The sequence below is a fragment of the Streptomyces sp. AHA2 genome, assembly GCF_036857595.1.
Taxonomy (GTDB): domain Bacteria; phylum Actinomycetota; class Actinomycetes; order Streptomycetales; family Streptomycetaceae; genus Streptomyces.
Window position 1 is genome coordinate 647,364 of record NZ_JAUQWJ010000003.1, and the last position, 26,232, is coordinate 673,595.

Sequence of the window (26,232 nt, forward strand, 5' to 3'; positions counted from 1 at the left end):
TCGGTGTGAGGGGGAGAGGCCCCCGGTCACGACGGAAGGCGGCGGTCATGGTCACTCACGTTCCCGCGGAGGCACCCGGCGACGAGCGCGGAGCGCTGTTGTCGTTCATCGCCGAGCAGCGCGGCGGCATCCGCCGGTCGCTGCTGGGCCTGACGGAGGAGCAGGCGACGTCCCGTCCCAGCGCCAGCGAGCTGTCCCTGGCCGGGCTGCTCAAGCACGTGGCGGAGGTCGAGCAGGGCTGGATCGCCCGGGCCGAGGGCGTGCCGCCGGCCGTCCACCGGGACGAGTCGAACTGGGACGAGTGCTTCCGGCTGGTCGGCGACGAGACCGTGGAGTCGCAGCTCGCGTACTACGAGGAGGTGGCCGCCGCCACCGAGGCGTTCATCCGCGCGGTGCCCAGTCTCGACGACACGTTCCTGCTGCCGGCGACGTCCTGGAACCCGAAGGACGAGCAGCTCTCGATGCGCTGGCTCTGTCTGCACCTGATCCGCGAGACGGCCCGGCACGCCGGTCACGCCGACGTCATCCGCGAGTCGCTGGACGGCGCGACGGCCTTCGAGCTGGTCGCGAAGGAGCAGGGCAGCTCCTGGGGCTGACCTCCCCCGGCCTACGCTGGCCCCATGTCAGCGATCCGTCTCCTCGTGCTCGGCGCGGTCCGCATGCACGGGCGGGCCCACGGCTACCAGGTGCGCAACGACCTGGAGTACTGGGGCGCCCACGAGTGGTCCAGCGCCAAGCCCGGCTCGATCTACCACGCGCTGAAGCAGATGGCCAAGCAGGGCCTGCTGCACGCGCACGAGGTCGCCCCGTCCACGGTCGGCGGCCCGCCGCGCACGGAGTACGAGCTCACCGGGCAGGGCACCGAGGAGTACTTCCGGCTGCTGCGGGAGGCGCTGGTCACCTACGACCAGCGCGGGGACGTGAAGACGGCCGCCGTCGGCTTCGTGGTGGACCTGCCGCGCGCCGAGGCGGTCGCCCTGCTGAAGGAGCGGACGCTGCGCATCGAGCAGTGGCGGGCCGCCGTCCTGGAGCACTACGCGCCGGAGCAGGGGCCCCAGCAGCTCGGTCACATCGGGGAGATCATGAACATGTGGGTCCACACGGCCGACTCCGAGGCCGAGTGGACCCGGGGGCTGATCGAGCGCATCGAGGGCGGTGCCTACACCTTCGCCGACGAGGGCGACCCGTTCGTGGGAGTCCTGGCCGACGGTGAGGAGAACCCGTACGCGACGGAGGAGCGGCACCCGGGGGACACTCACTAATCAAGTTTGACGAATGGCGCGGGCGGGGATACCTTCCTGTGTGTAGTCAAGTTTGACTAGCGAAGGAGGCGCGGTGGCCGACGCGGCGATCACCGTCGAAGGCGTGCACAAGAGGTACGGCGACAAGAAGGCGCTGGACGGGCTCGGCCTCACGGTCGCGCGCGGCACGGTGCACGGGGTGCTCGGGCCGAACGGCGCGGGCAAGACCACCCTGGTCAGGGTCCTGTCCACGCTGCTGCGGCCGGACGCGGGCCGGATCGTGGTGGCCGGCCACGATGCGGTCCGCGAGGCGTACGCCGTACGGCTGCGCATCGGCCTGCTCGGCCAGCACGCCGCGCTCGACGAGGAGCTCGGCGGCCGGCAGAACCTGGAGCTGTTCGGCCGGCTGCACCATCTGGGCGCCAAGGGGGCACGCGCACGTGCCGGCGAACTCCTGGAGCCCTTCGGCCTGACCGACACCGGCCGCAAGCCCGTGCGCCAGTACAGCGGGGGCATGCGGCGCCGGCTGGACCTGGCCGCCTCCCTGATCACCGAGCCGGAGGTGCTGTTCCTGGACGAGCCGACCACGGGGCTGGACCCGCGCGGGCGCGCCGAGGTGTGGGACTCCGTCCGCGCCCTGGTCGGCGGCGGGACGACGGTCCTGCTCACCACGCAGTACCTGGAGGAGGCCGATCAACTCGCCGACCGCATCAGCGTGGTCGACGCCGGGAGGGTGATCGCCGAGGGCACGGCCGACGAGCTGAAGGCCCGGACCGGCGGCGACCGCATCGACGTGGTCCTGCGGGACGCGGGGCAGCTGGGCGCGGCCGTCGCCCTGCTGCCCCTCACCGGGGTCACCGCCGACCCCGACCGCCGCCTGCTGAGCGCGCCGGTCACCGACCGCATGGAGGCCCTGACCGGCGTCGTACGGGCCCTTGCGGAGGCCGGGATCGACGCGGAGGACGTCGCCCTGCGCCGCCCGACGCTGGACGAGGTGTTCCTGCACCTGACCGGGGACGACACCCGAGTGAAGGAGGCCGTGTGACCGCGCACGCACTGACCGACTCCTGGACCATGACCCGCCGGGAGCTCGCCCGCTGGCAGCGGCAACCGGTCCAGCTGGCCGTCAACCTGGCCTTCCCGGTGATGCTGCTGCTCATGTTCGGCTACCTGGTCGGCGGCGGCCGGGGCGTGAGCGGCGAGTACCGCGACTACCTGATCCCGGGCATGCTCGCGCTCACCATGGCCTTCGGCCTGGAGGGCACGATGCTCGCCGTCACGCAGGACCTCAACAAGGGCGTGATCGACCGGTTCCGGTCGATGCCGATGGCCGACGGAGCCGTGCTGGTGGGCCGCTCGGCCGCCGACATGCTCCAGTCGGCGATGGCCCTGCTCGTGCTGATCGGCGTGGGCGCGGCCCTCGGCTGGCGGCCCGGCGGCGGCCCGGCCGCCCTCCTGGCCGCCCTGGGTCTGCTGCTGCTGTTCCGCTTCGCGATGCTGTGGATCGGCATCCACCTCGCCCTGGTGGCCGGCCGGCCGGAGATGGTGCAGGCCGTGCAGATCCTGGTCTGGCCGGTCGGCTTCCTGTCCAACGCCCTGGCCGCGCCCGGCTCCATGCCCGGCTGGCTGGGCACGGTCGTCGAATGGAACCCGATGTCCCACACGGCCACGGCCGTACGGCACCTCTTCGGTGTCCCCGGCACGGAGTCCGGGCAGGTCTGGGCGGCGGTCGCCTGGCCCCTGGCGCTGCTGGCGGTGTTCTTCCCGCTGGCGGTGCGCAGGTACGGGCGGCTGAGCCGGTGAGGGCCGGCGTCCGGGGCGATCGGACGCCGGGGCCCGCGACCTGATCCGGACGACCGGTCCTAGTGGTGGAAGCCGGTGGCCGCGCCCCTGTCCCGGGTCAGCGGGTGCGGCTGCCGGCGCAGCTCGGGCAGCAGCCGTTCCAGGTCCTGCGCGAGCAGGTCGGCGAGGTCCGCGGAGAAGCCGTTGCGGCACACCACCCGCAGGACGGACAGGTCCCGACGGTTCTCCGGGAAGGTGTACGCGGGCACCAGCCAGCCGTGCTCGCGCAGCCGCCGCGACACGTCGAACACGTCGTACGCGCTCACGTCCGGCGCGGTGGTGAAGGCGAACACCGGCAGCTGGTCGCCCCGGGTCAGCAGCCGGAAGTCGCCGAGCGCCTCGATCCGTGCGGCCAGCCCCGTGGCCACGTCCCGCGCGGCCTGCTGCACGGCCCGGTACCCGTCCCGGCCCAGCCGCAGGAACGTGTAGTACTGCGCCACGACCTGCGCGCCCGGACGCGAGAAGTTCAGCGCGAACGTCGGCATGTCGCCGCCCAGGTAGTTCACCCGGAACACCAGCTCCTCCGGCAGCGCCTCGGCGTCCCGCCACAGCGCCCAGCCGACGCCCGGGTAGACCAGGCCGTACTTGTGGCCCGAGGTGTTGATCGACGCCACCCGCGGCAGCCGGAAGTCCCACACCAGGTCCTCATCGAGGAAGGGGGCGACCATCGCGCCGGACGCCCCGTCGACGTGCACCGGGATGTCGAGCCCCGTGCGCTCCTGCAGGGCGTCCAGCGCGGCGCACAGGTCGGCGACCGGCTCGTAGGAGCCGTCGAAGGTGGAGCCCAGGATGCCGACGACCCCGATGGTGTTCTCGTCGCACAGCTCGACGGCGGCCTGCGGGTCGAGGTGGTAGCGCTCGCCCTCCATGGGCACCAGCCGCGCCTCGACCTCCCAGAAGGTGCAGAACTTCTCCCAGCAGACCTGCACGTTCACGCCCATCACCAGATTGGGCCGGGCTCCCGGGTACCGGTCGGCGTTGCGCCGGGCCCAGCGCCGCTTCAGGGCCATCCCGGCGAGCATGCAGGCCTCGCTCGACCCGGTCGTGGAGCAGCCGACGGCCGCGGCGGGGTCGGGCGCGTTCCACAGGTCGGCGAGCATCGCCACGCAACGCCGCTCCAGCTCGGCCGTGCGCGGGTACTCGTCCTTGTCGATCATGTTCTTGTCCCGGCACTCCGCCATCAGCAGCCCGGCCTCCGGCTCCATCCAGGTGGTGACGAAGGTGGCGAGGTTCAGCCGCGCGTTGCCGTCGAGCATCAGCTCGTCGCGCACCAGCTGGTGGGCGGTCGCCGGGGCCATCGGCTGGTCGGGGAGCCGGTGGGTCGGCGGGGCCTCGGCCATGTCGCCGACGGGGTTGGCGGGGCCGTAGAAGGGATTGACGGAGATGCGGGTCTCGCCGGAGCGGCGGGGACCTTCGTGGAGCGGCACGGGTGCCTCCGAGGGGGTGGGGTGCGACCGGAGTGGTGGTGAGGGCTTCAGCGGACCGGTGTGCCGTCCTCGCGCAGCTGCATCTGCGGCCGGCCCGTGACCAGCAGCCACGCCGGCAGGGAGGCGACGCACAGGAGGGTGAGGATCGAGGGGGAGGCGACCAGCACCGCGGCGACGAACAGGCTCACCCAGCCCTGCCGGGTGATCGCCAGCAGCACGCCGAGCACCGCGGCGGACACCCCGACCGAGGGGTGCACCCCGTCGACGAGGGCGTGGGCGCACAGGCCGAGGGTGGTGCCGACGAACACGGCCGGGAAGATGCGCCCGCCCCGGAAGCCGCAGGACGCGGCGACGAGCAGCGCGGCCAGCTTCACCACGGTGAGCACGGCGTACTCCCCGGGGCCGCGGCTGTCCGGGTCCTGCGCCAGCACGCCGATCTCGCCGAGCCCCTTGAACAGCGTCAGGTGCCCGCCCAGCGCCGCCAGGGCGCCCAGCACGGCCCCGCCCGCCGGCAGCATCAGCATGGGGTGCCGCAGCCGGCGGAAGGCCGCGTGGACGTGGGGGAAGGCGTAGACCGCGCACAGGGTGAGCAGCGCACCGGCCGAGGCGATCACGACGGCCGCCGCCAGATCGGCCCAGCCGGGACGCCCGAAGGGCGGCAGGCCGAGGTCGAAGCTCGGCCGGTCGACGAGGGAGGCGGTCAGGGAGCCGGCCGCGGCGGCGGTCAGCGGCGCGAACAGGTTGTCCCAGAGCAGGCCGCGCGTCTTCTGCCCGGCCAGCACCTCGGAGATCACCAGGGCGGCCGCCACGGGCGTGCCGAACAGCGCGCCGATGGTCGCCGCCTCGGCCAGCGCCGGCCAGATCCGGCCCGGCGCCCGCGGGACGGCCCGGCCGCCCAGCCACACCGCGAGGCCCACGTTGACGGCGATGATCGGGTTCTCCGGGCCGAGGCTGGGTCCGCCCGCCAGCATCAGCGCGGTCGCCAGCACCAGGCCCGGCAGCACCACGGGCGGCAGGACCGGGGCGTCCAGACCCAGCGTCGCCGGGTCGGGGCCCGCGTGCCCGGGCATCCGCCACACCACGAGCCCGACGGCCACCCCGGTCGCGACGAGCATCACGAACATCCACGCCACCGAATACCGGCCGATGCCCAGCGCGTCCGGCAGGGGCCCCCACAGCACCTCCTGGAGGTGCTCGGCGGCGACCTCCACGCCCACCAGCACCAGGCTGGACAGGACACCGACGGCCACGGCGGGCACGATCGACGGCAACAGGGTGCGAGCGGGGGTCGCGGGGGTGAAGGAGGGCGCCTGCGGCTCGGTGTCCTGGACCACGAGCACACGATAAACGGATCAAACCGGACAAAAGCTCAACACGCTTGCACCTCACGCGGCGTGAGGCCCGACCGTGGAGCGCGGAAGAAGAAGGGAGCGGAAGTGAGCTACTCCGTGGGACAGGTCGCGGGCTTCGCCGGCGTCACGGTGCGCACGCTGCACCACTACGACGACATCGGCCTGCTCGTCCCAAGCGAACGCAGCCACGCGGGCCACCGGCGCTACAGCGACGCCGACCTCGACCGGCTGCAGCAGATCCTGTTCTACCGGGAACTCGGCTTCCCGCTCGACGAGGTCGCCGCCCTGCTCGACGACCCGGACGCGGACCCGCGCGCACACCTGCGCCGGCAGCACGAACTGCTGACCGCCCGGATCGAGAAGCTGCGCAAGATGGCGGCGGCCGTGGAGCACGCCATGGAGGCACGCACGATGGGACTCGACCTGACGCCCGAGGAGAAGTTCGAGGTCTTCGGGGACCACGACCCCGAGCAGTACGACGAGGAGGTGCGGGAACGCTGGGGCGGCACGGCCGCGTACGCCGAGTCGCAGCGCCGAGTCGCCCGCTACACCAAGGACGACTGGACGCGCATCCAGGCCGAGGCCGCCGACTGGGGCGAGCGCTACGCCGTCCTGATCGCGGCCGGCGAGGCCCCCACCGGCGAGGCGGCCATGGCCCTGGCGGAGGAGCACCGGCAGCACATCTGCGCCCACTTCTACGAGTGCTCCCACGAGATGCACCGCTGCCTGGGCGAGATGTACGTCGCCGACGAGCGCTTCACGGCGTTCTACGACGCGATCCGCCCCGGCCTCGCCGCGCACCTCAAGGACGCCATCGCCGCGAACGCGGACCGGCACACCTCCTGATCCCCGGCCCGGGGGTGCCTCACTCCCGGGTCAGGACCACGGCCGTGCCGTAGGCGCACACCTCCGTGCCCACGTCCGCGGCCTCGGTCACGTCGAAGCGGAACGCGAGCACTCCGTTGGCCCCACGGGCGCGTGCCTGCTCCACGAGCCGCTCCATGGCCTGGTTGCGGGTCTGCACGAGGGTCTTGGTCAGGCCGCGCAGCTCGCCGCCGACCATCGACTTCAGCCCGGCGCCGATCTGGCTGCCGATGTGCCGGGAGCGCACGGTGAGGCCGAACACCTCCCCGAGCACTTCCTGCACGCGGTAGCCGGGTACGTCGTTCGTGGTGACGACGAGGACGTCGGGCCGGGGGCCCTGTCCGCCGCCGTATTCGTCGATGCCCATGTCCACAGCTTTGCCCGGGACGGGCCGCAGTGCATCCTGATAACCCCCATGGAACCTGGGTCCTGACGGCTGCGTTGATACCTTGAGGCAGTCAGCCCCAGCCCGTATCCCCCAGCAGCAGGAGCCACATCCCCGTGACCACGCTTGCGCTCGGCCCCGAGTGGCTCAGCCCGGACTATCTGATCTCCACGTTCAGCCTGCCCGGCATCCTGCTCATCGTCTTCGCGGAGTCCGGCCTCTTCGCCTTCCTGCCGGGTGACTCCCTGCTGTTCACGGCGGGTCTCTTCGTCGCCGAGGGCACGTACATCAGCCAGCCGCTGTGGCTGGTCTGCACGCTGATCGTGCTCGCCGCCGTCCTCGGCGACCAAGTGGGCTACATGATCGGCAAGTTCCTCGGGCCGAAGCTGTTCAGCCGGCCCAACTCCAAGCTCTTCAAGCAGGAGAACCTGGACAAGGCCCACGAGTTCATGGAGAAGTACGGGCCCAAGGCGATCGTCCTGGCCCGCTTCGTGCCCATCGTGCGCACCTTCGCGCCCATCGTCGCCGGCGCCGGCCGCATGAAGTACCGCACGTTCCTGACGTACAACGTCGTCGGCGGCATCGCCTGGGGCACCGGCGTGACCGTCGCGGGCTACTGGCTGGGCCAGATCGACTTCATCAAGAAGAACGTCGAGTCGATCCTCATCCTGATCGTCGTGCTCTCCGTCGTCCCGATCATCGTCGAGTACCTCCGCGACCGCTCGAAGAAGAAGCGCGCGGCCGCCCAGGCCCCCGAGGAGGGGCGGCCCCCACAGCGGCCGGTCATGGACGACGCGACGACCCAGCTGCGCCGCATCACCCCGGACGACCGGCCGCCCCACCGCCATCCCCAGCAGCAGTCCCCCTACGGCGACCGGAACAGCCGGCAGGACCAGCAGGACCAGCAGTACTACGGCCAGTACCCGCAGAACCCGGACCCGGGCTACGGCGCCCGGCAGCCGTACGGCGCGCAGCAGCCCTACGGTCGGCCGCACGCCCCCCAGCCGCCCTACGGTCAGCCGCAGGCACCGCAGCAGCCGTACGGCAGCCAGCAGGGCGGCGGGCAGCAGAACCCCTACGGCAACGGTTACTGAGCGGCCGGCGTGGCCTGAGCGGGGAGGGTGCGAGCGGGCACGGGATGCCGCCGGCCGCCGGACCGGTCCCCGCCCGAGGGGCCCCGCCCGGCGGCGGACCCCACCTGGCGGCGGGTCCTAGAAGCCCCTCGTGCGCTTGGCCGCGCGCCGCTTCTCCGCCGACCCGATCCGCAGGAACATCCGCGAGATCTCGGAGCCCAGATTCACGCCGATGGCGATCGCCATGGCCAGTGCCACCGCCTTCGACAGCGACACCAGCCCCGCGTCGACCTCGCTCTGCGCGATCGCCAGCAGGCCGAAGTACGTGGCGGAACCGGGCAGCAGCGGCCCGATCGCGGCGGTCGTGTACGGCAGGGCCGAGGCGAACCGGTAGCGGGACAGCAACTGCCCGAACAGCCCCACCAGCCCCGCGGCCGCCGCCGTGGACGCCACCGGCGAGATGTCCCCCACGTAGTGCATCGCGCCGTACACGACCCAGGCGACACCCCCGTTCAGCGTCACCCAGATCACGGTGGAGCGTTCCTGCTGGAGCAGCACCGCGAACGCCAGTGACAGCAGCATCGACGCGGCGATCATCATGACCGGGTCGTCGGAGGCGCCGAGCGCCTGGTCGGGGTTGAGCCGCGCGCCCAGCTGCACGCCGAAGTACAGCACCAGCAGCACCCCGGCGACGATGCCCACGAAGAAGTACAGGACCTCCAGCAGCCGGGCGGAAGCCGTGATGTAGAAGCCGGTCAGACCGTCCTGCACGCCCGCGACCAGGGCACGCCCCGGCAGCAGCGCGAACAGCCCACCGGTGATCACCGCGGAGGCCTTCACGTCGACGTGACCGAGCGTCAGCGCGACCCCGATCGCGGCCGGCGGCATCGCCGCCACCGTGAACTGGTAGAACTCCGGCAGTCCGCGCCCCGCGCACAGCCACGCCAGCCGGTCGCCCAGCATCGCGCCCAGTGCCGCCGCGACGAACACGACCACGTCACCGCCCACCAGGACGGAGGCCGCGCCCGCCAGCAGACCGCTGGCCCCGGTCAGGGCCCAGCCGGGATACGGGTGCCGGTTGCGGCGGATCTCCGCGAGCCGCCGGTAGGCCTCCTCCAGGGAGACCGCCGTCTCGACGTCGCTGAGGTCGTCGACCAGCTGGTACACGGCCGCCAGCCGCGTGTAGTCGGTGCCCCGGCGGCGCACGGTCCGCGACGCCGTGACCGGGTCGTCGACCAGGGACGGCTGGTAGGAGATCGCCAGCAGCGTGAACGTCACGTTGGGCTCGCAGCGGTCCAGCCCGTAGGACCGGCAGACGGCGAACATCGCCGCCTCCACGTCCTCGGCGCCCTCACCGCCCGCCAGCAGCAACTCACCGATACGCAGCGTCAGGTCGAGCACGCGCGGCACCGCCGGCCCGCTCTCGTCACCGCCGCGGTGCGCCGTCTCCGGCGCGGGCCGCTCCGCCACCGGCATGCGCAGCATCGTGCGCATCCGGTCCTGCCACGGCACGTCCTTGGTCAGACTGACCTGGGGAATGCCGTTGGGCGGTGTGAAGGCCGTGGGCGCGTGCTTGGCGCTGTAGGTGCTCGGCGGGGTGAACGCCGACCCCTCGTGCTCGGCGGGGTGCGCCGGCTGCACGTCCAGCCCGTCCGGCACGGCGAACTCGGACGTGGTCTCGGACTCGGGGACCGTCGCTCTGGGAACCGCCAGCCCGTCGGGGATCGCGAACTCCGACGTCGTCGACATGTCCCCGTCGACGACCGTCTGGGCCGGAGGCTGGAAGGCACTCCTCGCCTCGTCCGACTTCGGCTTGCGGTCCTCCGCGTCCGTCACTGCCTGGCGCTCCCTGTACGACACGTCAGCCTCAGTACCCCCTGGCCTCAGTATGCGCACATGCAGGCCGACGGGCCGCACGCGCAGGCGTACGGCCCGTGGGCATCAGCCGGGGGTCAGTGACCGCCGGACTCCTTGAAGCGCTTGTAGGAACGCTCGATCTCGGCCTCGGCGTCCACCCGGCCGACCCAGTTGGCGCCCTCGACCGACTTGCCCGGCTCCAGGTCCTTGTAGACCTCGAAGAAGTGCTGGATCTCCAGGCGGTCGAACTCCGACACGTGGTGGATGTCCCGCAGGTGCTCCACGCGCGGGTCCGTCGCCGGCACGCACAGCAGCTTGTCGTCGCCGCCGGCCTCGTCGGTCATCCGGAACATGCCGATCGCCCGGCACTTGATCAGGCAGCCCGGGAACGTCGGCTCGTCGAGGATGACCAGCGCGTCCAGCGGGTCGCCGTCCTCGCCGAGGGTGTTCTCGACGAAGCCGTAGTCGGTCGGGTAGGCGGTCGAGGTGAAGAGTCGCCGGTCCAGGCGGATACGACCGGTCTCGTGGTCCACCTCGTACTTGTTGCGCGAACCCTTCGGAATCTCGATCGTGACGTCGAACTCCACCGGTGGCTCCTCCATGATCAACACATAGTTCTGGTGGTTAAGTGTCCCTCACGCAGGTGTGTGATCGCGAAAGGGGCTGGTGGTCGTGCCAGAGCTGAGGCCTTGGCGGGCCGCGAGACCGCACGTGGTGCGGATCGCGGACGCCGTACGACCACGCCTGGCCCGGGCCGCGGCGACCGTGCGCCCAGGACTTCCCCGGCCCGGGGGAGACGGGAAAGCGCAGGTCACGCGGCCGAAGACCTGGGGCTACACCGCGGGGGCCGCCACCGCCGGGCTCGCCCTCGCGGCCGGAGTGGTGACCGCGGCCGGTCCCTGGGACTCCTCGGGTCAGCGTACGGCCGAGCGGGACCGGGCCGTGGCCCTGGCCCGCCCGGGTGGCGCAGATCACGGCAGCGCCGCCGGCGCTCCCGGCCGCCCACGGCCCGCTCCCAGCGCCGGGCCCGTGCTGACCGGTCTCGGCGGCGTCAGCACCGTGCGGTCCGGACCGGACGGCAAGGCGCTCGCGGACGCCCTGACGCCCCTGCTCCGGGACCCCGCGCTCGGCCCCCGGCCCGCCGCGGCCGTCGTCGACGTCACCACCGGCAGGCGCCTGTTCGGCAAGAGGCCGGACGCCGCGTCCACCCCCGCCTCCACGACCAAGATCGCCACGGCCGTCGCCGCCCTGTCCGCGATGGGCCCCGACCACCGGCTCACCACCCGGGCCGCACTCGAACCCGACACGAAAGAAGTGGTCCTCGTCGGCGGCGGCGATCCCACCCTCACCGCCCGCGAGAAGGCCGACGGCCAGGCGAGCCTGCGCGACCTGGCCGCCGGCACGGCCGCCGCCCTCGCCGACCGCGGCATCCGCGAGGTCACCCTGTCCTACGACACGACCCTCTACACCGGCCCCGACCTGCACCCGATCGGCAAGAACGACAACCTCGCCCGGGTCACCCCCCTGATGGCCGACGAGGGCCGTCCCGACGACTCCACCAGCGGGCCCGTCGAGCGCGTGCCGGACCCGGCCGCGGACGCGGCCCGGCGGTTCGGCGGCTTCCTGGAGTCCCACGGCATCAAGGCCACCGCCCCCGGCCCGTCCAAGGCCACGACCCGGGCCAAGACCCTCGCGAAGGTCTCCTCCCCGCCGCTGTCGGCCCTCGTCGAGCGCATGCTCACCCACAGCGACAACGACCTCGCCGAGGCCCTGGCCCGCCAGACCGCGATCGCCACGGGCCACCCGGCCGACTTCGCGGGCGCCGACAAGGCCGTCAGCGCCCGGCTGCGCGCACTCGGCCTGCCGGTGAAGGGCGCCGCCTTCAAGGACGGCAGCGGGCTGGACCGGGCCGACCGCCTGACGCCCGGCCTCCTCACGGCCCTGCTCGCCAAGGCGGCCGACCCGTCCCACCCCGAGCTGCGCCCGGCCCTCACCGGCCTGCCCGTCGCCGGCTTCACCGGCACCCTGACCAGCCGTTACGCGGACGGGGCGGCCGGCGTGGTCCGCGCCAAGACGGGCACCCTGCACGGCGTCAACGCCCTCGCGGGCACGCTGGTCGACGAGCAGGGCCGCCTGCTGGCCTTCGCCGTCATGACCACCGGTACGGAGACCATCGACCCGGCGGTGACCCAGAAGGCCCTGGACCGGGTGGCCGGCGCCCTGGCGGCCTGCGGCTGCGGCTGACCGACCCCGCTGCGCGGGACCCGGACCCGCCATCCAGGGCCCGGGCGTCCGGGGACGTGCCCCGGGGCCGCCGGTCCTCGCCGCCCTGCCCCACCGGGCGGCGCTCACGTACGGTTGACGCATGACGAGCATCGGTGGTGCTTCAACCGGCATGGTCGACTGGAATCTCGCGGTGGCGACCGCGACCCGGCTCGTACGGCCGGGCCCCGAGGTGAGCCGCGACGAGGCGAGGGCCGTCGTCGCGGAACTGCGCCGGCACGCCAAGGCCTCGGAGGCACACGTCCGCGGCTTCACCCGGCTCGGCACCGAGGAGGGGCACGACACCCCCGTCCTCGTCGTCGACCGGCCGGGCTGGGTGCGCGCGAACGTCGCCGGGTTCCGCGAGATCCTCAGGCCCCTGCTGGACAAGATGCAGGAGCGGCGCGGCAGCAGCCCCGGCAGCGCGGTCATGGGCGCCGTCGGCGGCAAGGTCACCGGCGTCGAACTCGGCATGCTGCTGTCCTTCCTGGCCTCGCGCGTCCTCGGCCAGTACGAGACCTTCGCCCCGGCGACCCGCGAACTCCCCGGCGGCAGCGGCGGCGGCCGGCTCCTGCTCGTCGCCCCCAACATCGTCCACGTCGAGCGCGAACTCGACGTCGACCCGCACGACTTCCGGCTCTGGGTGTGCCTGCACGAGGAGACGCACCGCACGCAGTTCACCGCCGTGCCGTGGCTGCGCGACCACCTCGAGGGCGAGGTCCAGGCGTTCCTCGCGGAGACCGACGTCGACCCCATGACGGTGCTGGAGCGCGTCCGCGAGGCCGCGCAGAGCCTCGCCGGGGGACGCCCCGAGGCCGAGGAGGACGACGGCGGCCGCTCCCTCGTCGAGATCGTGCAGACCCCCGCCCAGCGCGAGATCCTCGGCCGCCTCACGGCCGTGATGTCCCTGCTGGAGGGGCACGCCGACTTCGTGATGGACGGCGTCGGCCCGTCCGTCGTCCCCTCCGTCGGCGAGATCCGGGAGAAGTTCCAGCAGCGCCGCGCCAAGGGCGCCTCCCGCCTCGACCTCGCCCTGCGCAAGCTGCTCGGCCTGGACGCCAAGCTGCGCCAGTACCGCGACGGCGAACGGTTCGTGCGGGCCGTCGTCGACGAGGTCGGCATGGACGGCTTCAACCGCGTGTGGACCTCGCCCAACACGCTCCCCACCAAGGCGGAGATCGCCAAACCGGCGGACTGGGTCACGCGGGTGCACCGCAAGGCCGAGTAGTGAACGGGATGCCCAGGTCGTGAAGGAGAACGCGCCCACGGCAGGCGAACGCCCCACCAATCACCCGTCCGAGGGACCGTGAGCCAGGGGTAGGCGTGCAATGCTCGGGGAACGGCCCGCTTCTGTCACCATCTACACACTCTGCGTGACCGGCACGCGGGCTCACCCCCCGAAAACTTCATGAAGGGAACCGGACATGGGTCCCCATCCTGCGGTCGCGGCGATACGCCTGGCGGTCCGCCGCGTCCTCCACGACCTCCTCACCGAACTCCACCGCGCCCCCGCCGCGGTCCCGCACGCCCTCCCGCACGACCGGCCGCCCCGGCCGCTCGTGCTCGTGGCGTGCTCCGGCGGCGCCGACTCCATGGCCCTCGCCTCCGCCCTCGCCTTCGAGTCCCCCAAGCTCGGCATCAGGGCAGGCGGCATCACCGTCGACCACGGCCTGCAGACCGGCTCCGACGTGCGCGCCGCGGAAGTCGTCCAGCGCATGCGCGAACTCGGCCTCGACCCCGTCGACTCCGTCGCCGTGAGCGTCGGCCGCGCCGGCGGGCCCGAAGCCGCCGCCCGTGACGCCCGCTACGCCGCCCTGGACACCGCGGCCGAACGCCACGGCGCCGCCGCCGTCCTGCTCGGGCACACCCGCGACGACCAGGCCGAAACCGTCCTGCTCGGCCTCGCCCGGGGCTCCGGCACGCGCTCCCTGTCCGGAATGGCCGCGGTCTCGGGGGCCGGCGGCCGTTACCGGCGCCCCTTCCTGGAGCTCGACCGGCAGACCGCCCGCAAGGCCTGCATGGTCCAGTCCCTGCCCGTGTGGGACGACCCCCACAACGCCGACCCGGCCTACACCCGCTCCCGGCTGCGCCACGAAGGACTGCCCGCCCTGGAGAAGGCCCTCGGCAAGGGGGTGGTCGAAGCCCTCGCCCGTACGGCCCAGCTCTCCCGCGACGACGCCGACGCCCTCGACACCTGGGCCTCCCAGGCCGAGGCCACCGTCCGCGACGCCACCGGACAGCTGGAGTGCGCCAAGCTCTACGCCTTGCCGCCCGCCGTGCGCCGCCGTGTCCTGCGCCGGGCCGCCGTCGCGGCCGGGGCACCGGCGGGGTCGCTGTTCGCCCGCCACATCGAGGAAGTCGACCGGCTGATCACCGGCTGGCGCGGTCAGGGAGCCATCAACCTCCCCGGCAAGGTCGTGGCCCGGCGGCAGGGTGGCAGACTGGTGATTCGGCAAGGCTGAAGCACCACCCCTCCGCAGCCGCGGAGGCGAGGGCCGCTCAGCCGGTGGGACGACCGAAAGTGATGCGGGTGGACGCGAAAGACATGGGTGCCGACCTCGAGAAGGTGCTCATCACCAAGGAACAGATCGACGCCAAGCTGGCCGAGCTGGCCGAGAAGATCGACGCGGAGTACGCGGGCAAGGACCTGCTGATCGTCGGCGTCCTCAAGGGCGCGGTGATGGTCATGGCCGACCTCGCGCGGGCGCTGTCCACCCCCGTCACCATGGACTGGATGGCCGTATCCTCGTACGGGGCGGGCACCCAGTCCTCCGGTGTGGTGCGGATCCTCAAGGACCTCGACACCGACATCAAGGGCAAGCACGTCCTCATCGTCGAGGACATCATCGACTCCGGCCTGACCCTGTCGTGGCTGCTCTCCAACCTCGGCTCGCGCGAGCCCGCCTCCCTCAAGGTGTGCACGCTGCTGCGCAAGCCCGAGGCCGCGAAGGTGGCCATCGACGTGGAATGGGTCGGATTCGACATCCCCAACGAGTTCGTCGTGGGCTACGGCCTCGACTACGCCGAGAAGTACCGCAACCTCCCGTTCGTCGGTACGCTCGCGCCCCACGTGTACGGCGGCTGAGACACCCGGCCGGGGTGCCGTGACGGTGATCGGGAACCCCGGCGGGCTTCCCGCCGTTGGAGCAGGCGTGGACGGATCGCCAGCCGCACCGCGCAGCTTCAGGTGACAATGCTGGGGTACCGTCCGAAGAACAGTCTTTATCAAACTCACTATGGCAGGAGGGACGGGGCGGCACCGCTCCGTATGGATGGACGTGAAGCGATACTTCCGTGGGCCGGTCATGTGGATCGTGCTGGCCGTCCTCGCCGTGGTCGTGTTGATGCAGGTCGTCGGCTCGTCCGGCGGCTACAAGACGGTGGACACCGGCGAGGTCGTCCAGGCGATCAACCAGAACAAGGTGGAGTCGGCCAAGCTGACCACCGGTGACGAGCAGATCATCAAGGTCTCGCTCAAGGACGGCGTGAAGGTCGACGGCAGCTCGAAGATCCAGGCGAGCTACATCGGCGACCAGGGCGTGGCCATCGCCAACACGCTGCAGAACAAGTACCAGGACAAGCAGATCCCGGACGGCTACACGGTCTCGCCGTCCAAGCAGAACCCGATCGTCGGGATCCTGCTCTCGCTCCTGCCCTTCGTCCTCATCGTGGTCGTCTTCCTGTTCCTGATGAACCAGATGCAGGGCGGCGGCTCCCGCGTCATGAACTTCGGGAAGTCCAAGGCGAAGCTCATCACCAAGGACACCCCCAAGACGACCTTCGCCGACGTCGCCGGATCCGACGAGGCCGTCGAGGAGCTCCACGAGATCAAGGAGTTCCTCCAGGAGCCGGCCAAGTTCCAGGCCGTCGGCGCCAAGATCCCCAAGGGCGTCCTGCTCTACGGGCCTCCCGGCACCGGCAAGACCCTGCTCGCGCGTGCCGTCGCGGGCGAGGCGGGCGTCCCCTTCTACTCGATCTCCGGTTCCGACTTCGTCGAGATGTTCGTCGGTGTCGGTGCCTCCCGCGTGCGTGACCTGTTCGAGCAGGCCAAGGCGAACGCCCCGGCGATCGTCTTCGTCGACGAGATCGACGCGGTCGGCCGCCACCGCGGCGCCGGCCTCGGCGGTGGTCACGACGAGCGCGAGCAGACCCTGAACCAGCTCCTCGTCGAGATGGACGGCTTCGACGTCAAGGGCGGCGTGATCCTCATCGCCGCGACTAACCGGCCCGACATCCTCGACCCGGCGCTGCTGCGTCCCGGCCGCTTCGACCGGCAGATCGCCGTCGACCGTCCGGACATGCAGGGCCGTCTGGAGATCCTCAAGGTCCACCAGAAGGGCAAGCCGGTCGCGCCGGACGTCGACCTGTCGGCCGTCGCCCGCCGCACGCCCGGCATGACGGGTGCCGATCTCGCCAACGTGCTGAACGAGGCCGCCCTGCTGACGGCCCGCAGCGACCAGAAGCTGATCGACAACCACATGCTCGACGAGGCGATCGACCGGGTGGTCGCGGGCCCGCAGAAGCGGACCCGGATCATGTCGGACAAGGAGAAGAAGATCACCGCGTACCACGAGGGCGGACACGCCCTGGTCGCGGCGGCCTCGCCGAACTCCGACCCGGTCCACAAGATCACCATCCTGTCGCGTGGCCGTGCCCTCGGTTACACGATGGTCCTGCCGGACGAGGACAAGTACTCGACCACGCGCAACGAGATGCTCGACCAGCTCGCCTACATGCTGGGCGGCCGCGCGGCCGAGGAGCTCGTCTTCCACGACCCGACCACGGGTGCCGCCAACGACATCGAGAAGGCCACCGGCCTGGCCCGTGCGATGGTCACGCAGTACGGCATGACCGAGCGCCTGGGTGCGATCAAGTTCGGCGGGGACAACACCGAGCCGTTCCTCGGCCGTGAGATGTCCCACCAGCGCGACTACTCGGAAGAGGTCGCCGCGCTCGTGGACGAAGAGGTCAAGAAGCTCATCGAGACCGCGCACAACGAGGCCTGGGAGATCCTGGTCGAGAACCGCGACGTGCTCGACAACCTCGTCCTGCAGCTGCTGGAGAAGGAGACGCTGGGCAAGGAGGAGATCGCCGAGATCTTCGCCCCGATCGTCAAGCGCCCGCCCCGGCCCGCCTGGACCGGCTCCTCCCGCCGCACGCCGTCGACCCGTCCGCCGGTCCTCTCCCCCAAGGAGCTGGCCCTGACGAACGGCGCGAACGGCGCGACGCCGGCGATCAGCACCGCCAAGAGCACCACGGCGGAGCCCGCCCCGGCGCCCGAGCGCACCCCGGAGGACCGCCCGGAGAGCTGACCGGAGCCCTCCCGGCGCCCACCGGCCCCGGAATGAAAGCCGCGTCTCCCAGGTTTTAGCCTGGGGGCGCGGCTTTCCGCCATTGGGACACAGGAACGAGGCACCAGATGACCGACCCCGTGACGCTGGACGGCGACGGCCGGATCGGCGAGTTCGACGAGAAGCGCGCCGAGAACGCCGTACGTGAACTGCTGATCGCGGTCGGCGAGGACCCGGACCGCGAGGGCCTGCGGGAAACGCCGGCGCGGGTGGCGCGGGCGTACAAGGAGATATTCGCCGGGCTGTGGCAGCAGCCCGAGGATGTCCTGACCACCACGTTCGACCTCGGTCACGACGAGATGGTGCTGGTCAAGGACATCGAGGTGTACTCAACGTGTGAGCATCATCTGGTGCCGTTCAGGGGTGTCGCCCACGTCGGCTACATCCCGTCCACCAACGGCAAGATCACCGGGCTGTCCAAGCTGGCCCGGCTCGTGGACGTCTACGCCCGCCGCCCGCAGGTGCAGGAGCGGCTCACCACGCAGATCGCGGACTCGCTGATGGAGATCCTGGAGCCGCGCGGAGTGATCGTGGTCGTCGAGTGCGAGCACATGTGCATGTCCATGCGCGGGATCCGCAAGCCGGGCGCCAAGACGCTCACGTCGGCCGTGCGGGGACAGTTGCGCGACATGGCGACGCGGAACGAGGCGATGAGCCTCATCATGGCCCGCTGACGCCCCGCGTCACACCGTCGGGGCCGGGCCCGTGCCGTCGTGTTCCTCGTCGTCCGGGAGTTTGCAGACGCGCTCCAGGAAGATCGCGGCCGCTATGACGCCGATGCCCGCGAGGACCGAGAGGCCGGCGTAGACGGCCTGGTCCCGGCGGGCCGGGATGTCGAGGGACTCCAGGAGGAAGACGCCCGTGCCGCCGTACATGCCGGCGACCAGGGCGGCGACCAGGGCGCTGGCGTGGCCGAAGACGACCGCGCGGGCGGCCATCATCGGGTCGACGCCCTTGGCGTCGGGCCGCCGCTCGCGCTGGGCCTTCAGCCGGGCGCGCAGCGAGAGCGCCGTGGCCAGCAGGACCACGGCGATCAGCGCCAGGACGATGGGTGCGGCCAGGGGGACGCTGGGGAGCGTGCCGATCGAGTTCCACAGGCGGGCGCCCGCCCAGGACAGGACTCCGGCCACGACGAACACGCCGGCCAGCAACCTGATGCGCAGCTCTTTCACGGTGTCCCTTCGCATTCCCCCGGTTCGGCCCGGTTCCCGGCCGTCTCGACCTTAACGGCTACTCGGGCAGCCGGAGTTCCAGGTCCTCGCGCGGCGTCACGCCCTCCCGGGTGACGGCGTCCAGCAGTCCGGCGACCGGCCCGTGGCCGGGCAACTGCGCCTCGGGGTCGAGGTCGTGCCAGGGGGCCAGGACGAAGGCGCGTTCGTGGGCCCGGGGGTGCGGGAGGGTGAGCCGCGGGTCGTCGGAGACGACATCGGCGTAGGAGACGATGTCGACGTCGAGGGTGCGCGGGCCCCAGCGCTCGTCGCGGACCCGGTGGAAGGCCTCCTCGACGGCCTGTGCGCGCTCCAGCAGCGAGGAGGGCGGCAGGGTGGTCTTGAGGACGACGACGGCGTTGAAGTACGCGGGCTGGCTGCCCGGCTCCACGCCCCAGGGCTCGGTCTCGTAGACGGGGGAGACGGCCTTGACGCGGACGCCGGGCGTGTCCTCCAGGGCGTCGACGGCCCCCTGGAGGGTCTCCAGGCGGTTGCCGAGGTTGGAGCCGAGGGCGACCACGGCCCGTTTGGGGTTGGACAGGGTCGTGTCGGCGGCGTCGACCCGGTCGACGACGGAGGTGGGTACCGGCTGGACGGTCGGGTCGCTGGGACCCTTGATGAAGGGCGCGGTCATGCTCGGCTCCGGGTGATGGTGACGGTCACGTCGTCGAAGGGGACCGTGATCGGGGCGCCCGGCTTGTGGACGCAGACCTCGACCTGCTGGACCGCCTCGTGCCGCAGGCAGACCTGGGCGATGCGCTCGGCGAGGGTCTCGATGAGGTCGACGGGCTCGCCCTGGACGACGGCCACGACCTCCTCCGCCACGATGCCGTAGTGCACGGTCCTGGTCAGGTCGTCGTCGGCCGCGGCCGGCCGGGTGTCCAGGCCGAGGACGAGGTCCACGACGAAGGTCTGGCCCTCCTTGCGCTCCTCGGGGAACACACCGTGGTGCCCGCGGGCCCTCAGGCCGCGCAGCGCGACACGATCCACGCGAATCACTCCTGCAGTCGTCGGTGCCGGCCGGTCGGTGCCGTGTGCGGGCGGCACACCGGCCTCGGTCGAATCTACCTGCGTGTCCGGGCGGACCCGGGCCGCAGGGGGTGCGGATCCGGGCCGGTGCCCGCGGGATTCACCGGGCGTTCCGCCTGGGCAGCCCGGTGGTTCACGGGCCGGTGGCCGCCCGGGTCCGCCGGGCGGTGATTCCCACCACGTCCTCGCACGTACCCGCTCAGGCGGGGGTGTCGTCCTCTTCGTCGTCGTCGTTCTCGGCGAGGACGGGGGAAGCGTGGTGCGCCCACAGCTTCCACCCCTGGGGCGTGCGCCGGTACACGTTGGTGGCGACCACGAGCTGCCCGACGAGCGGGCCCAGCTCCTCGTCGTCGCCCTCGGGGGCGGGACCGCCGCTGAGGATGTTCTCGGTGCAGGTCACCAGGGCGGTGTCGCCGGTGACCGAGACGTGCACGTCGGTGAGGAAGAACTGGATGTAGTCGGTGTTGGCCATGATCAGGGCGTAGGAGCGCAGGACCTCGCCGCGGCCGGTGAGCACGGGCCAGCCGGGGTGCACGCAGGAGACCACGCCGGTGTCGGCGGGGTCGTGGTAGGTCTCGTCCACGCCCAGGTCGGAAGGGGTCAGCCAGAGCGAGGCGAGCTCCTCGAAGTCGCCGCGTTCCAGTGCCTCGTAGAAGGCCGTGTTGGCGGCCTCGACCTGCTCGACGTCGGTGTGCGGGGCGCTCACCGGTCGCCTTCCGCGCCGGTGCGGGCTGCCTCGATGGCGCGGGCGACCCGTACGGCGTCCGCGGTGGCGCGCACCTCGTGCACGCGCACGGCCCAGGCGCCGGCGTGCGCGGCGAGGGCGGAGACGGCGGCGGTGGCGGCGTCGCGCTCGCGGGCGGGCGGGGGCGCCGCGCCGGGGCCGGCCAGGACACGGCCGAGGAAGCGTTTGCGGCTGGCGGCGACGAGCACCGGGTGGCCGAGGCCGAGGATCCGGTCGAGGCGGGCGAGGAGGGCGAGGTCGTGCTCGGCGTCCTTGGAGAAGCCCAGACCCGGGTCGACGATGACGCGGTCGGCACCGATGCCACCGGCCAGGACGGCCTCCACGCGCGCGTGCAGTTCGTCGACGACCTCGGTGACGACGTCGGTGTAGGTGCCGCGGACGTTGCCGCCCTCCAGGAAGCCGCGCCAGTGCATGACGACGAAGGGGGCCCCGGCGTCGGCCACGGCCGGGATCATGCGGGGGTCCGCCAGGCCGCCGCTGACGTCGTTGACGAGGGCGGCGCCGGCGGCGAGGGCACGGGCGGCGACGGAGGCGCGCATCGTGTCGACGGAGACGGTGACGCCCTCGGAGGCCAGTCCGCGGACCACGGGGATGACGCGGCGCAGCTCCTCGTCCTCGTCCACGCGGGTGGCGCCGGGGCGGGTGGACTCGCCGCCGACGTCGACCAGGTCCGCGCCCTCGGTGACCAGCTCGAGGCCGTGTTTGACGGCGGCCGTGGTGTCGAAGAAGCGGCCGCCGTCGGAGAAGGAGTCGGGGGTGACGTTCACGACTCCCATGACCGCGCAACGGTCCCGATCCGGTAGGCCCGCCACGCGCCCGCGTCCGCTCTGGTTGCTCATATGTTCAGCGTAGGCCCAGGCGGGTGCGGGCCGGCGCCGCGGCCCGGGTGCGGCAGCGGCCGGGCGGCCTTCCTGGTGTCCGGGCCGGGAAGCGGTCTCAGGCTGCCCGGACGTGGTGTTCCGTCCTGGTGCCGTGGGCGCAGGGTCGTGGGGCCGCCGGGCGGCGGCGCAGGAAGCGCGGCAGCGGCAGGGCGAGGCTGACGAAGCCCTCGGCCTGCAGCGCGGCCAGGCCGATGCGGGGCAGGTCGGCGGAGGCCCGGTAGACGACGAAGCGGGGTTCCCAGCGCGGCTGGAACTTGGCGTTGAACTTGTACAGGGACTCGATCTGGAACCAGCGGGAGAGGAAGACCAGCAGTCCGCGCCAGGCGCGCAGGACCGGCCCGGCACCGATCTTCTCGCCGCGGGCGAGGGCGGAGCGGAACATGGCGAAGTTGAGGGAGACCCGCTCGACGCCGAAGCGGGGCGCGGCCTGCAGGGCGGCCACGATGAGCAGTTCGTTCATGCCGGGGTCGGCCGAGCGGTCGCGGCGCATGAGGTCCAGGGAGGCGCCGTCGGTGCCCCAGGGCACGAAGTGCAGGATCGCCTTCAGGTCGCCGTGGGGGCCCGGCGGGTCGTCGGTCTTGTGGGCGGTGGCGATGAGGCAGTCGCCGTCGGCGTGGTCGCCGATGCGGCCCAGGGCCATGGAGAAGCCGCGCTCGGTGTCGGTGCCGCGCCAGTCGTCGGCGGCGCGGCGGATGCGCTCCAGCTCGGCCGCCCCGAGGTCACGGACACGTCGTACCCGGGTTTCGTAACCGGCGCGCTCGATGCGCTTGACCATCTGCCGCACGTTGCGCATCGCGCGGCCGGCCAGGGAGAAATCCCGGACGTCCACCACCGCCTCGTCGCCGAGTTCGAGGGCGTCGAGCCCGGTCTCGCGGGTCCACACCTCGCCGCCGGTCTCGGAGCAGCCCATGACGGCGGGGGTCCAGGAGTGGGCCCTGGCCTCGTCCATGAACCGTTCGATGGCGCCGGGCCAGGCCTCGACGTCGCCGATGGGGTCGCCGCTGGCGAGCATCACGCCGGAGACCACCCGGTAGGTGACGGCCGCCTTGCCGCTGGGGGAGAACACGACGGCCTTGTCGCGGCGGAGCGCGAAGTGGCCGAGGGAGTCGCGGCGCCCGTGGCGTTCCAGCAGGGCGCGCAGGCGGGCCTCGTCCTGCTCGGTGAGCTGTGCGGCCGGGTGCTCGGGGCGGAAGGCCAGGTAGATGGTGGTGACCGCGGTGAGCAGGCCGAGGGCGCCGAGGGAGAAGGCGACGGTCCAGGAGGTGTCGCCCCGGTAGTCGACGGGCCCCTCGAAGCCGAAGAGGCCGTAGATGACGTGGGTGATGCGGTCGGCCAGGCTCGGGTCGCCGAGCATGCGCCCGGGGTGGACGCTGACGACGAGCAGGCCCAGCAGCAGCGAACCGGCGCTCATCAGCACGAAGTTGGCCAGGGCCCGCCAGCGGCTGCGCGGGTCGGGCAGGGCGTCGAACTGGTCGCGGTGGCGCAGCAGGGGGGCCAGCAGGGCGAGGGAGAGGAGGACGCCGACGAGCGAGTGCCGGTAGGTGAACTGGGCGACGGCACCGGCGGGGAGGAGGATCACGGCGGCCCGCCAGGCCCGGCGCTTGCCGCGTTTCAGCCCGTGGGCGAGCAGGAGCAGCAGGACGCCGGTGCTCAGGGACAGCGCGGCCGCGAACGGGCCGAGGGCGCCGGGCAGGACCTCGGCGAGGGCGTGCATCCGGCTGTGCCGGAAGCGGGGGAAGACGCCCGCGGCGATGTCCAGCAGGCCCACGAGGGAGCAGGCTCTGCCGACCAGGACGGGCACGGTCTCGGGGCGTGGGCCGCGCAGTGCCCGGCCGATCCGGCCCGTGCGCACCGTACTGCCCCGGCGGCCCGGAACCCGGCCCGACATTTCCTCATCTGTCCTGACAGACATCGCATCCCGTAGTTCCGCGAGAGACCTTGGATCCGGGCCCGATTCGGGCATCCGGCGACATTGCGCCCTCTAGGACGGTGTCTCGGGGGGAGAGGTTCACTCCCCACGTCAAAGCCGTTCCCAAGGCCGAGGAAAGCCCGGGACAACCTCCAGCGAAGGTCTGTTCGCGGGCGGTTGCCGGGCGGAGAGCGCGAGCAGGTGACCGACCCATGGGTCTGACGAGTGACGAGGTGCTGGCGGCGGCGGTGCTGGCGGCCGTGCTGCTGTTCGCCGGGACGGTCGGGCTGTGGCCGCGGCTGGCCCGGCGTTCCTGGGGGGCGGTGACCGGGCGGGTCGGCCTGCTGCTGGCCACGCAGCTGGTGCTGTTCGCTGCGGTGGGGCTGACCGCCAACCGGGCGTTCGGCTTCTACGCGAGCTGGGCGGACCTCTTCGGGCAGGAGAAGGAGCAGGGTGTGGTCGTCGACCACACGCCGGGGCGGGGGCCGTTGCGGGTGGTCGGCTCGCAGCGCGTCCCGGGCACGGCGGGGGGTCCGGCCGTCGCGGGCCGGATCCAGCGGGTGGACGTCGTGGGCGCCACGAGCCGCATCGCCTCGCCCGCGTACGTCTATCTGCCGCCGGAGTACTTCCAGCCGCGGTACCGCACCCGTACGTTCCCCGCCGCCGTGGTGCTCACCGGCTATCCGGGCACGGCGTCGGCCCTGGTGGACAAGCTCCACTATCCGCGCACGGCACTGGAGTCGGCCCGGGCGGGCCGGACGCGGCCGATGATCCTGGTGATGCTGCGGCCGACGGTGGCACCGCCCCGGGACACCGAGTGCGTGGACGTCCCGGGCGGGCCGCGGACCGAGTCGTTCTTCGCGAAGGACCTGCCCGACGCGCTGCGCGGTCACTACCGGGTCGCCGGAAAGCCGGGCGCACTCGGCATCGTCGGCAACTCCACGGGCGGCTACTGCGCGTTGAAGATCGCGCTGCACCACCCCGACGTGTACGGCGCGGGGGCGGGTCTGTCGGCGTACTACAACGCGCCGATCGACGCCACGACGGGGGATCTCTTCCGGGGCGACAAGGCGCTGCGCAATCGCGCCGATCTGTGGTGGTACCTCGCCCACATGCCCGTTCCCGACACCTCTTTGCTGGTCACCACCAGCAAGAAGGGCGAATCCAACTACCGGGACACCATGCGGTTCATCGACCGCGTGAAGGGCACCGGGCGGACCCGGATCTCCTCGATCGTCCTCGAAAGCGGCGGGCACAACTTCAACACCTGGCGGCGCGAGATTCCCGCGACGCTGGAGTGGCTGGACGAGCGCCTGAACGCGACCCGGAAATGATCTTCGTAAAGGGCGGGCGGCCGATTCCGCTGCCTTCCGAGTTCTGACGTCGCGTGAGTCTTGCGGTATAGCTTTGTTTTTGCGGGGTGACTCACCACGATTCGCCTACGCGCGGTAAGTTTCTGGCCATGCCACGTGGACGTCATCGCCATTCCCCGCCCTTGCACAGGCTGCTGCCCCCGTCGGCGATCGCAGGCGTCTCCCTCGTCTGCGCCCTGGGGCCCTGGGTGTTCACGGAGCCGGTGGTGCTCCGCGCTCTGGCCGCCGCCGCGGCGGCGACGGCGGTCGTCGGCGCTGTCGTGCTGCGCCGCTGGGACACCCAGGCGGGCAAGCGCGTCGCCGACCTCGTACGCGCGCGTGCGAGCGACGAGTGGCGCTTCGAGGAGCGGGTCGCCGAACTGGAGGCCGATCTCGAGGAGTCGCGCGAGCTGCGCGGGAAGCTGGAGCAGCGGCTGCGCGCCAAGCGCTCCGAACTGGCCGGTCTGCGCAACGAGCACGCGGCGCTGCTGCGCCGGTACGCCACCGCCGAGAGCGAGCGCGCGAGCGTCCTGGAGGACCGCCGGGTGCTGGAGATCGAGGCGACGGCGCCGGTGCGGGCCGCGCTGCCCGCCGGTGCGGCGGACGCCTCCGCCGCACCGGACTCGGCGCCGGACGCGACCGCCGCCGAGGAGCAGACCGCGCGCCCCGCGGTGTTCTCGCCCGAGGGATCCCGGCTGTTCCTGCGGGCGGCGGCCGCGCTCGCCCGGTTCGACGGCGAGAAGGTCCCCGACCCGGACGGCGGCGGGGGCGGCGACGGCGGGCCGAAGGGCCGTGACGGGCAGGCCGCGCCGGAGGGCGAGCAGGACGGGACGCAGGAGCGGGAGCAGCCGGCCGCGCCGGACGAGCCGCGGGTCGAGCCCGAGGCGGCGGACGGCCACCGCCAGGCGACCGCGGCCGGCGCCGCGCGGGGCGAGGGCACGCACCTCCCGGAGCAGGCCGGGCCGCGCAGCGGCGACGACCGGCTCCCCGAGCGGGCCGGGCAGACGCCCTCCGGGCACTACACCGTGCCGGCCGCCGTGGCCGTCGCGCCGCAGCAGCCGGTGCGCCGGCCGGCCACCGAGGGCGGGTTCGACTTCTTCGGCACGAAGAAGGGCACCTCGCCGGCCGACCTCGAGGCGGTGCAGAACGAGGACCTCGCCGACGTCGTCGGCCAGGAGGCGCTGGCCCTGCACAAGGCGGAGACCGAGGCCCGGTTCAAGCCGGCCGACGAGGAGTCCCGCGGCGTCGGCCAGGTCATCGACCTGACGGCCCACGACGAGACGGAGCAGATCGACCTGCAGGGGCTGCGCAGCGCGGTGTCCTGACCCGAGGGTCCTGGAGCGTGCGAAGGCCCCCGGCCGCGGCCGGGGGCCTTCGCGTTGCCCAGCCGAACGGGGCGGTGGGGCGGGCCGGTCGCCCGGGCGGGCGAGCCGGGCCGTCATCCAGCGGTCAGG

The 26,232-nt window shown here is 72.5% G+C and carries 25 protein-coding genes; 14 read left to right on the forward strand and 11 right to left on the reverse strand.

Annotated elements, in window-relative coordinates:
- Positions 1-47: 47 nt before the first annotated feature.
- From Q5694_RS10320 to Q5694_RS10335, 4 genes are all read left to right on the forward strand, one after another.
- Complete coding sequence (locus Q5694_RS10320; protein WP_333932262.1) at positions 48-596, forward strand: DinB family protein; 549 nt, start codon at positions 48-50, stop codon at positions 594-596.
- A 24-nt stretch (positions 597-620) separates the two neighbouring features.
- On the forward strand, positions 621-1,262 hold the full coding sequence (locus tag Q5694_RS10325; RefSeq protein ID WP_333932263.1) for a PadR family transcriptional regulator: 642 nt from the start codon (positions 621-623) through the stop codon (positions 1,260-1,262).
- 73 nt (positions 1,263-1,335) lie between these two features.
- Entirely contained in the window at positions 1,336-2,286 is a 951-nt protein-coding gene (locus Q5694_RS10330) for an ATP-binding cassette domain-containing protein (protein WP_333932264.1), read from the forward strand.
- Complete coding sequence (locus tag Q5694_RS10335; RefSeq protein ID WP_333932265.1) at positions 2,283-3,044, forward strand: ABC transporter permease; 762 nt, start codon at positions 2,283-2,285, stop codon at positions 3,042-3,044. Before Q5694_RS10330 ends, Q5694_RS10335 begins: the two co-directional genes overlap by 4 nt.
- Positions 3,045-3,103: 59 nt before the next feature.
- On the opposite strand, the gene Q5694_RS10340 is transcribed toward Q5694_RS10335, so the two are convergent.
- Together Q5694_RS10340 and Q5694_RS10345 are read right to left on the reverse strand one after the other, a co-directional pair.
- Positions 3,104-4,510 carry a glutamate decarboxylase gene (locus Q5694_RS10340; RefSeq protein WP_333932266.1) on the reverse strand — a complete coding sequence of 469 codons (1,407 nt, stop codon included), beginning with the start codon at positions 4,508-4,510 and terminating at the stop codon, positions 3,104-3,106.
- 47 nt (positions 4,511-4,557) lie between these two features.
- Complete coding sequence (locus Q5694_RS10345) at positions 4,558-5,844, reverse strand: ion channel protein (protein WP_333932267.1); 1,287 nt, start codon at positions 5,842-5,844, stop codon at positions 4,558-4,560.
- Positions 5,845-5,946: 102 nt separating this feature from the next.
- On the opposite strand from Q5694_RS10345, the gene Q5694_RS10350 reads away from it, so the two are divergent.
- Positions 5,947-6,708, forward strand: coding sequence for a MerR family transcriptional regulator (locus tag Q5694_RS10350; protein WP_333932268.1), 762 nt, complete (start codon positions 5,947-5,949; stop codon positions 6,706-6,708).
- A 19-nt stretch (positions 6,709-6,727) separates the two neighbouring features.
- Here Q5694_RS10350 and Q5694_RS10355 read toward each other — a convergent pair whose 3' ends face one another.
- Positions 6,728-7,093: a YbjQ family protein gene (locus Q5694_RS10355; RefSeq protein WP_333932269.1), complete on the reverse strand. Its 366-nt coding sequence runs from the start codon at positions 7,091-7,093 to the stop codon at positions 6,728-6,730.
- Positions 7,094-7,227: 134 nt separating this feature from the next.
- Between Q5694_RS10355 and Q5694_RS10360 the strand changes: the two genes are divergently transcribed.
- On the forward strand, positions 7,228-8,205 hold the full coding sequence (locus tag Q5694_RS10360) for a DedA family protein (RefSeq protein WP_333932270.1): 978 nt from the start codon (positions 7,228-7,230) through the stop codon (positions 8,203-8,205).
- A 117-nt stretch (positions 8,206-8,322) separates the two neighbouring features.
- Here Q5694_RS10360 and Q5694_RS10365 read toward each other — a convergent pair whose 3' ends face one another.
- Both Q5694_RS10365 and Q5694_RS10370 read right to left on the reverse strand, forming a co-directional pair.
- Positions 8,323-10,020, reverse strand: coding sequence for a threonine/serine ThrE exporter family protein (locus Q5694_RS10365; protein ID WP_333932271.1), 1,698 nt, complete (start codon positions 10,018-10,020; stop codon positions 8,323-8,325).
- Positions 10,021-10,136: 116 nt separating this feature from the next.
- Positions 10,137-10,628, reverse strand: a complete 492-nt coding sequence (locus tag Q5694_RS10370; RefSeq protein ID WP_079311408.1) for an inorganic diphosphatase — start codon at positions 10,626-10,628, stop codon at positions 10,137-10,139.
- 79 nt (positions 10,629-10,707) lie between these two features.
- On the opposite strand from Q5694_RS10370, the gene dacB reads away from it, so the two are divergent.
- From dacB to folE, 6 genes are all read left to right on the forward strand, one after another.
- Positions 10,708-12,285, forward strand: coding sequence for a D-alanyl-D-alanine carboxypeptidase/D-alanyl-D-alanine endopeptidase (gene dacB, locus Q5694_RS10375; RefSeq protein ID WP_333932272.1), 1,578 nt, complete (start codon positions 10,708-10,710; stop codon positions 12,283-12,285).
- Between the two features lie 121 nt (positions 12,286-12,406).
- Positions 12,407-13,531 (forward strand): zinc-dependent metalloprotease, encoded by a 1,125-nt coding sequence (locus Q5694_RS10380; protein WP_333932273.1) that lies wholly within the window; start codon positions 12,407-12,409, stop codon positions 13,529-13,531.
- A gap of 196 nt (positions 13,532-13,727) precedes the next feature.
- A complete protein-coding gene (tilS, locus tag Q5694_RS10385) occupies positions 13,728-14,765 on the forward strand; it encodes a tRNA lysidine(34) synthetase TilS (RefSeq protein ID WP_333932274.1) in 1,038 nt (345 codons plus the stop codon).
- 62 nt (positions 14,766-14,827) lie between these two features.
- Positions 14,828-15,388: a hypoxanthine phosphoribosyltransferase gene (hpt, locus tag Q5694_RS10390; RefSeq protein ID WP_333932331.1), complete on the forward strand. Its 561-nt coding sequence runs from the start codon at positions 14,828-14,830 to the stop codon at positions 15,386-15,388.
- A gap of 187 nt (positions 15,389-15,575) precedes the next feature.
- Positions 15,576-17,615: an ATP-dependent zinc metalloprotease FtsH gene (gene ftsH, locus Q5694_RS10395; RefSeq protein ID WP_333932332.1), complete on the forward strand. Its 2,040-nt coding sequence runs from the start codon at positions 15,576-15,578 to the stop codon at positions 17,613-17,615.
- A gap of 107 nt (positions 17,616-17,722) precedes the next feature.
- Positions 17,723-18,328: a GTP cyclohydrolase I FolE gene (gene folE / locus Q5694_RS10400; protein ID WP_333932275.1), complete on the forward strand. Its 606-nt coding sequence runs from the start codon at positions 17,723-17,725 to the stop codon at positions 18,326-18,328.
- 9 nt (positions 18,329-18,337) lie between these two features.
- Here folE and Q5694_RS10405 read toward each other — a convergent pair whose 3' ends face one another.
- From Q5694_RS10405 to Q5694_RS10430, 6 genes are all read right to left on the reverse strand, one after another.
- On the reverse strand, positions 18,338-18,826 hold the full coding sequence (locus tag Q5694_RS10405; RefSeq protein ID WP_333932276.1) for a DUF3180 domain-containing protein: 489 nt from the start codon (positions 18,824-18,826) through the stop codon (positions 18,338-18,340).
- Positions 18,827-18,884: 58 nt separating this feature from the next.
- Positions 18,885-19,496 carry a 2-amino-4-hydroxy-6-hydroxymethyldihydropteridine diphosphokinase gene (gene folK / locus Q5694_RS10410; protein ID WP_333932277.1) on the reverse strand — a complete coding sequence of 204 codons (612 nt, stop codon included), beginning with the start codon at positions 19,494-19,496 and terminating at the stop codon, positions 18,885-18,887.
- Entirely contained in the window at positions 19,493-19,852 is a 360-nt protein-coding gene (folB, locus tag Q5694_RS10415; protein ID WP_333932278.1) for a dihydroneopterin aldolase, read from the reverse strand. Before folB ends, folK begins: the two co-directional genes overlap by 4 nt.
- Before the next feature lie 238 nt (positions 19,853-20,090).
- Complete coding sequence (locus tag Q5694_RS10420; protein ID WP_333932279.1) at positions 20,091-20,597, reverse strand: nuclear transport factor 2 family protein; 507 nt, start codon at positions 20,595-20,597, stop codon at positions 20,091-20,093.
- Entirely contained in the window at positions 20,594-21,475 is an 882-nt protein-coding gene (gene folP, locus Q5694_RS10425; RefSeq protein WP_333932280.1) for a dihydropteroate synthase, read from the reverse strand. The genes Q5694_RS10420 and folP overlap by 4 nt, the downstream gene beginning before the upstream one ends.
- A gap of 97 nt (positions 21,476-21,572) precedes the next feature.
- Positions 21,573-23,405, reverse strand: a complete 1,833-nt coding sequence (locus Q5694_RS10430; RefSeq protein ID WP_333932281.1) for a phosphatidylglycerol lysyltransferase domain-containing protein — start codon at positions 23,403-23,405, stop codon at positions 21,573-21,575.
- 233 nt (positions 23,406-23,638) lie between these two features.
- Between Q5694_RS10430 and Q5694_RS10435 the strand changes: the two genes are divergently transcribed.
- Together Q5694_RS10435 and Q5694_RS10440 are read left to right on the forward strand one after the other, a co-directional pair.
- Positions 23,639-24,760 (forward strand): alpha/beta hydrolase, encoded by a 1,122-nt coding sequence (locus Q5694_RS10435; protein ID WP_333932283.1) that lies wholly within the window; start codon positions 23,639-23,641, stop codon positions 24,758-24,760.
- 161 nt (positions 24,761-24,921) lie between these two features.
- On the forward strand, positions 24,922-26,103 hold the full coding sequence (locus tag Q5694_RS10440) for a hypothetical protein (RefSeq protein ID WP_333932284.1): 1,182 nt from the start codon (positions 24,922-24,924) through the stop codon (positions 26,101-26,103).
- Positions 26,104-26,232 lie beyond the last annotated feature (129 nt).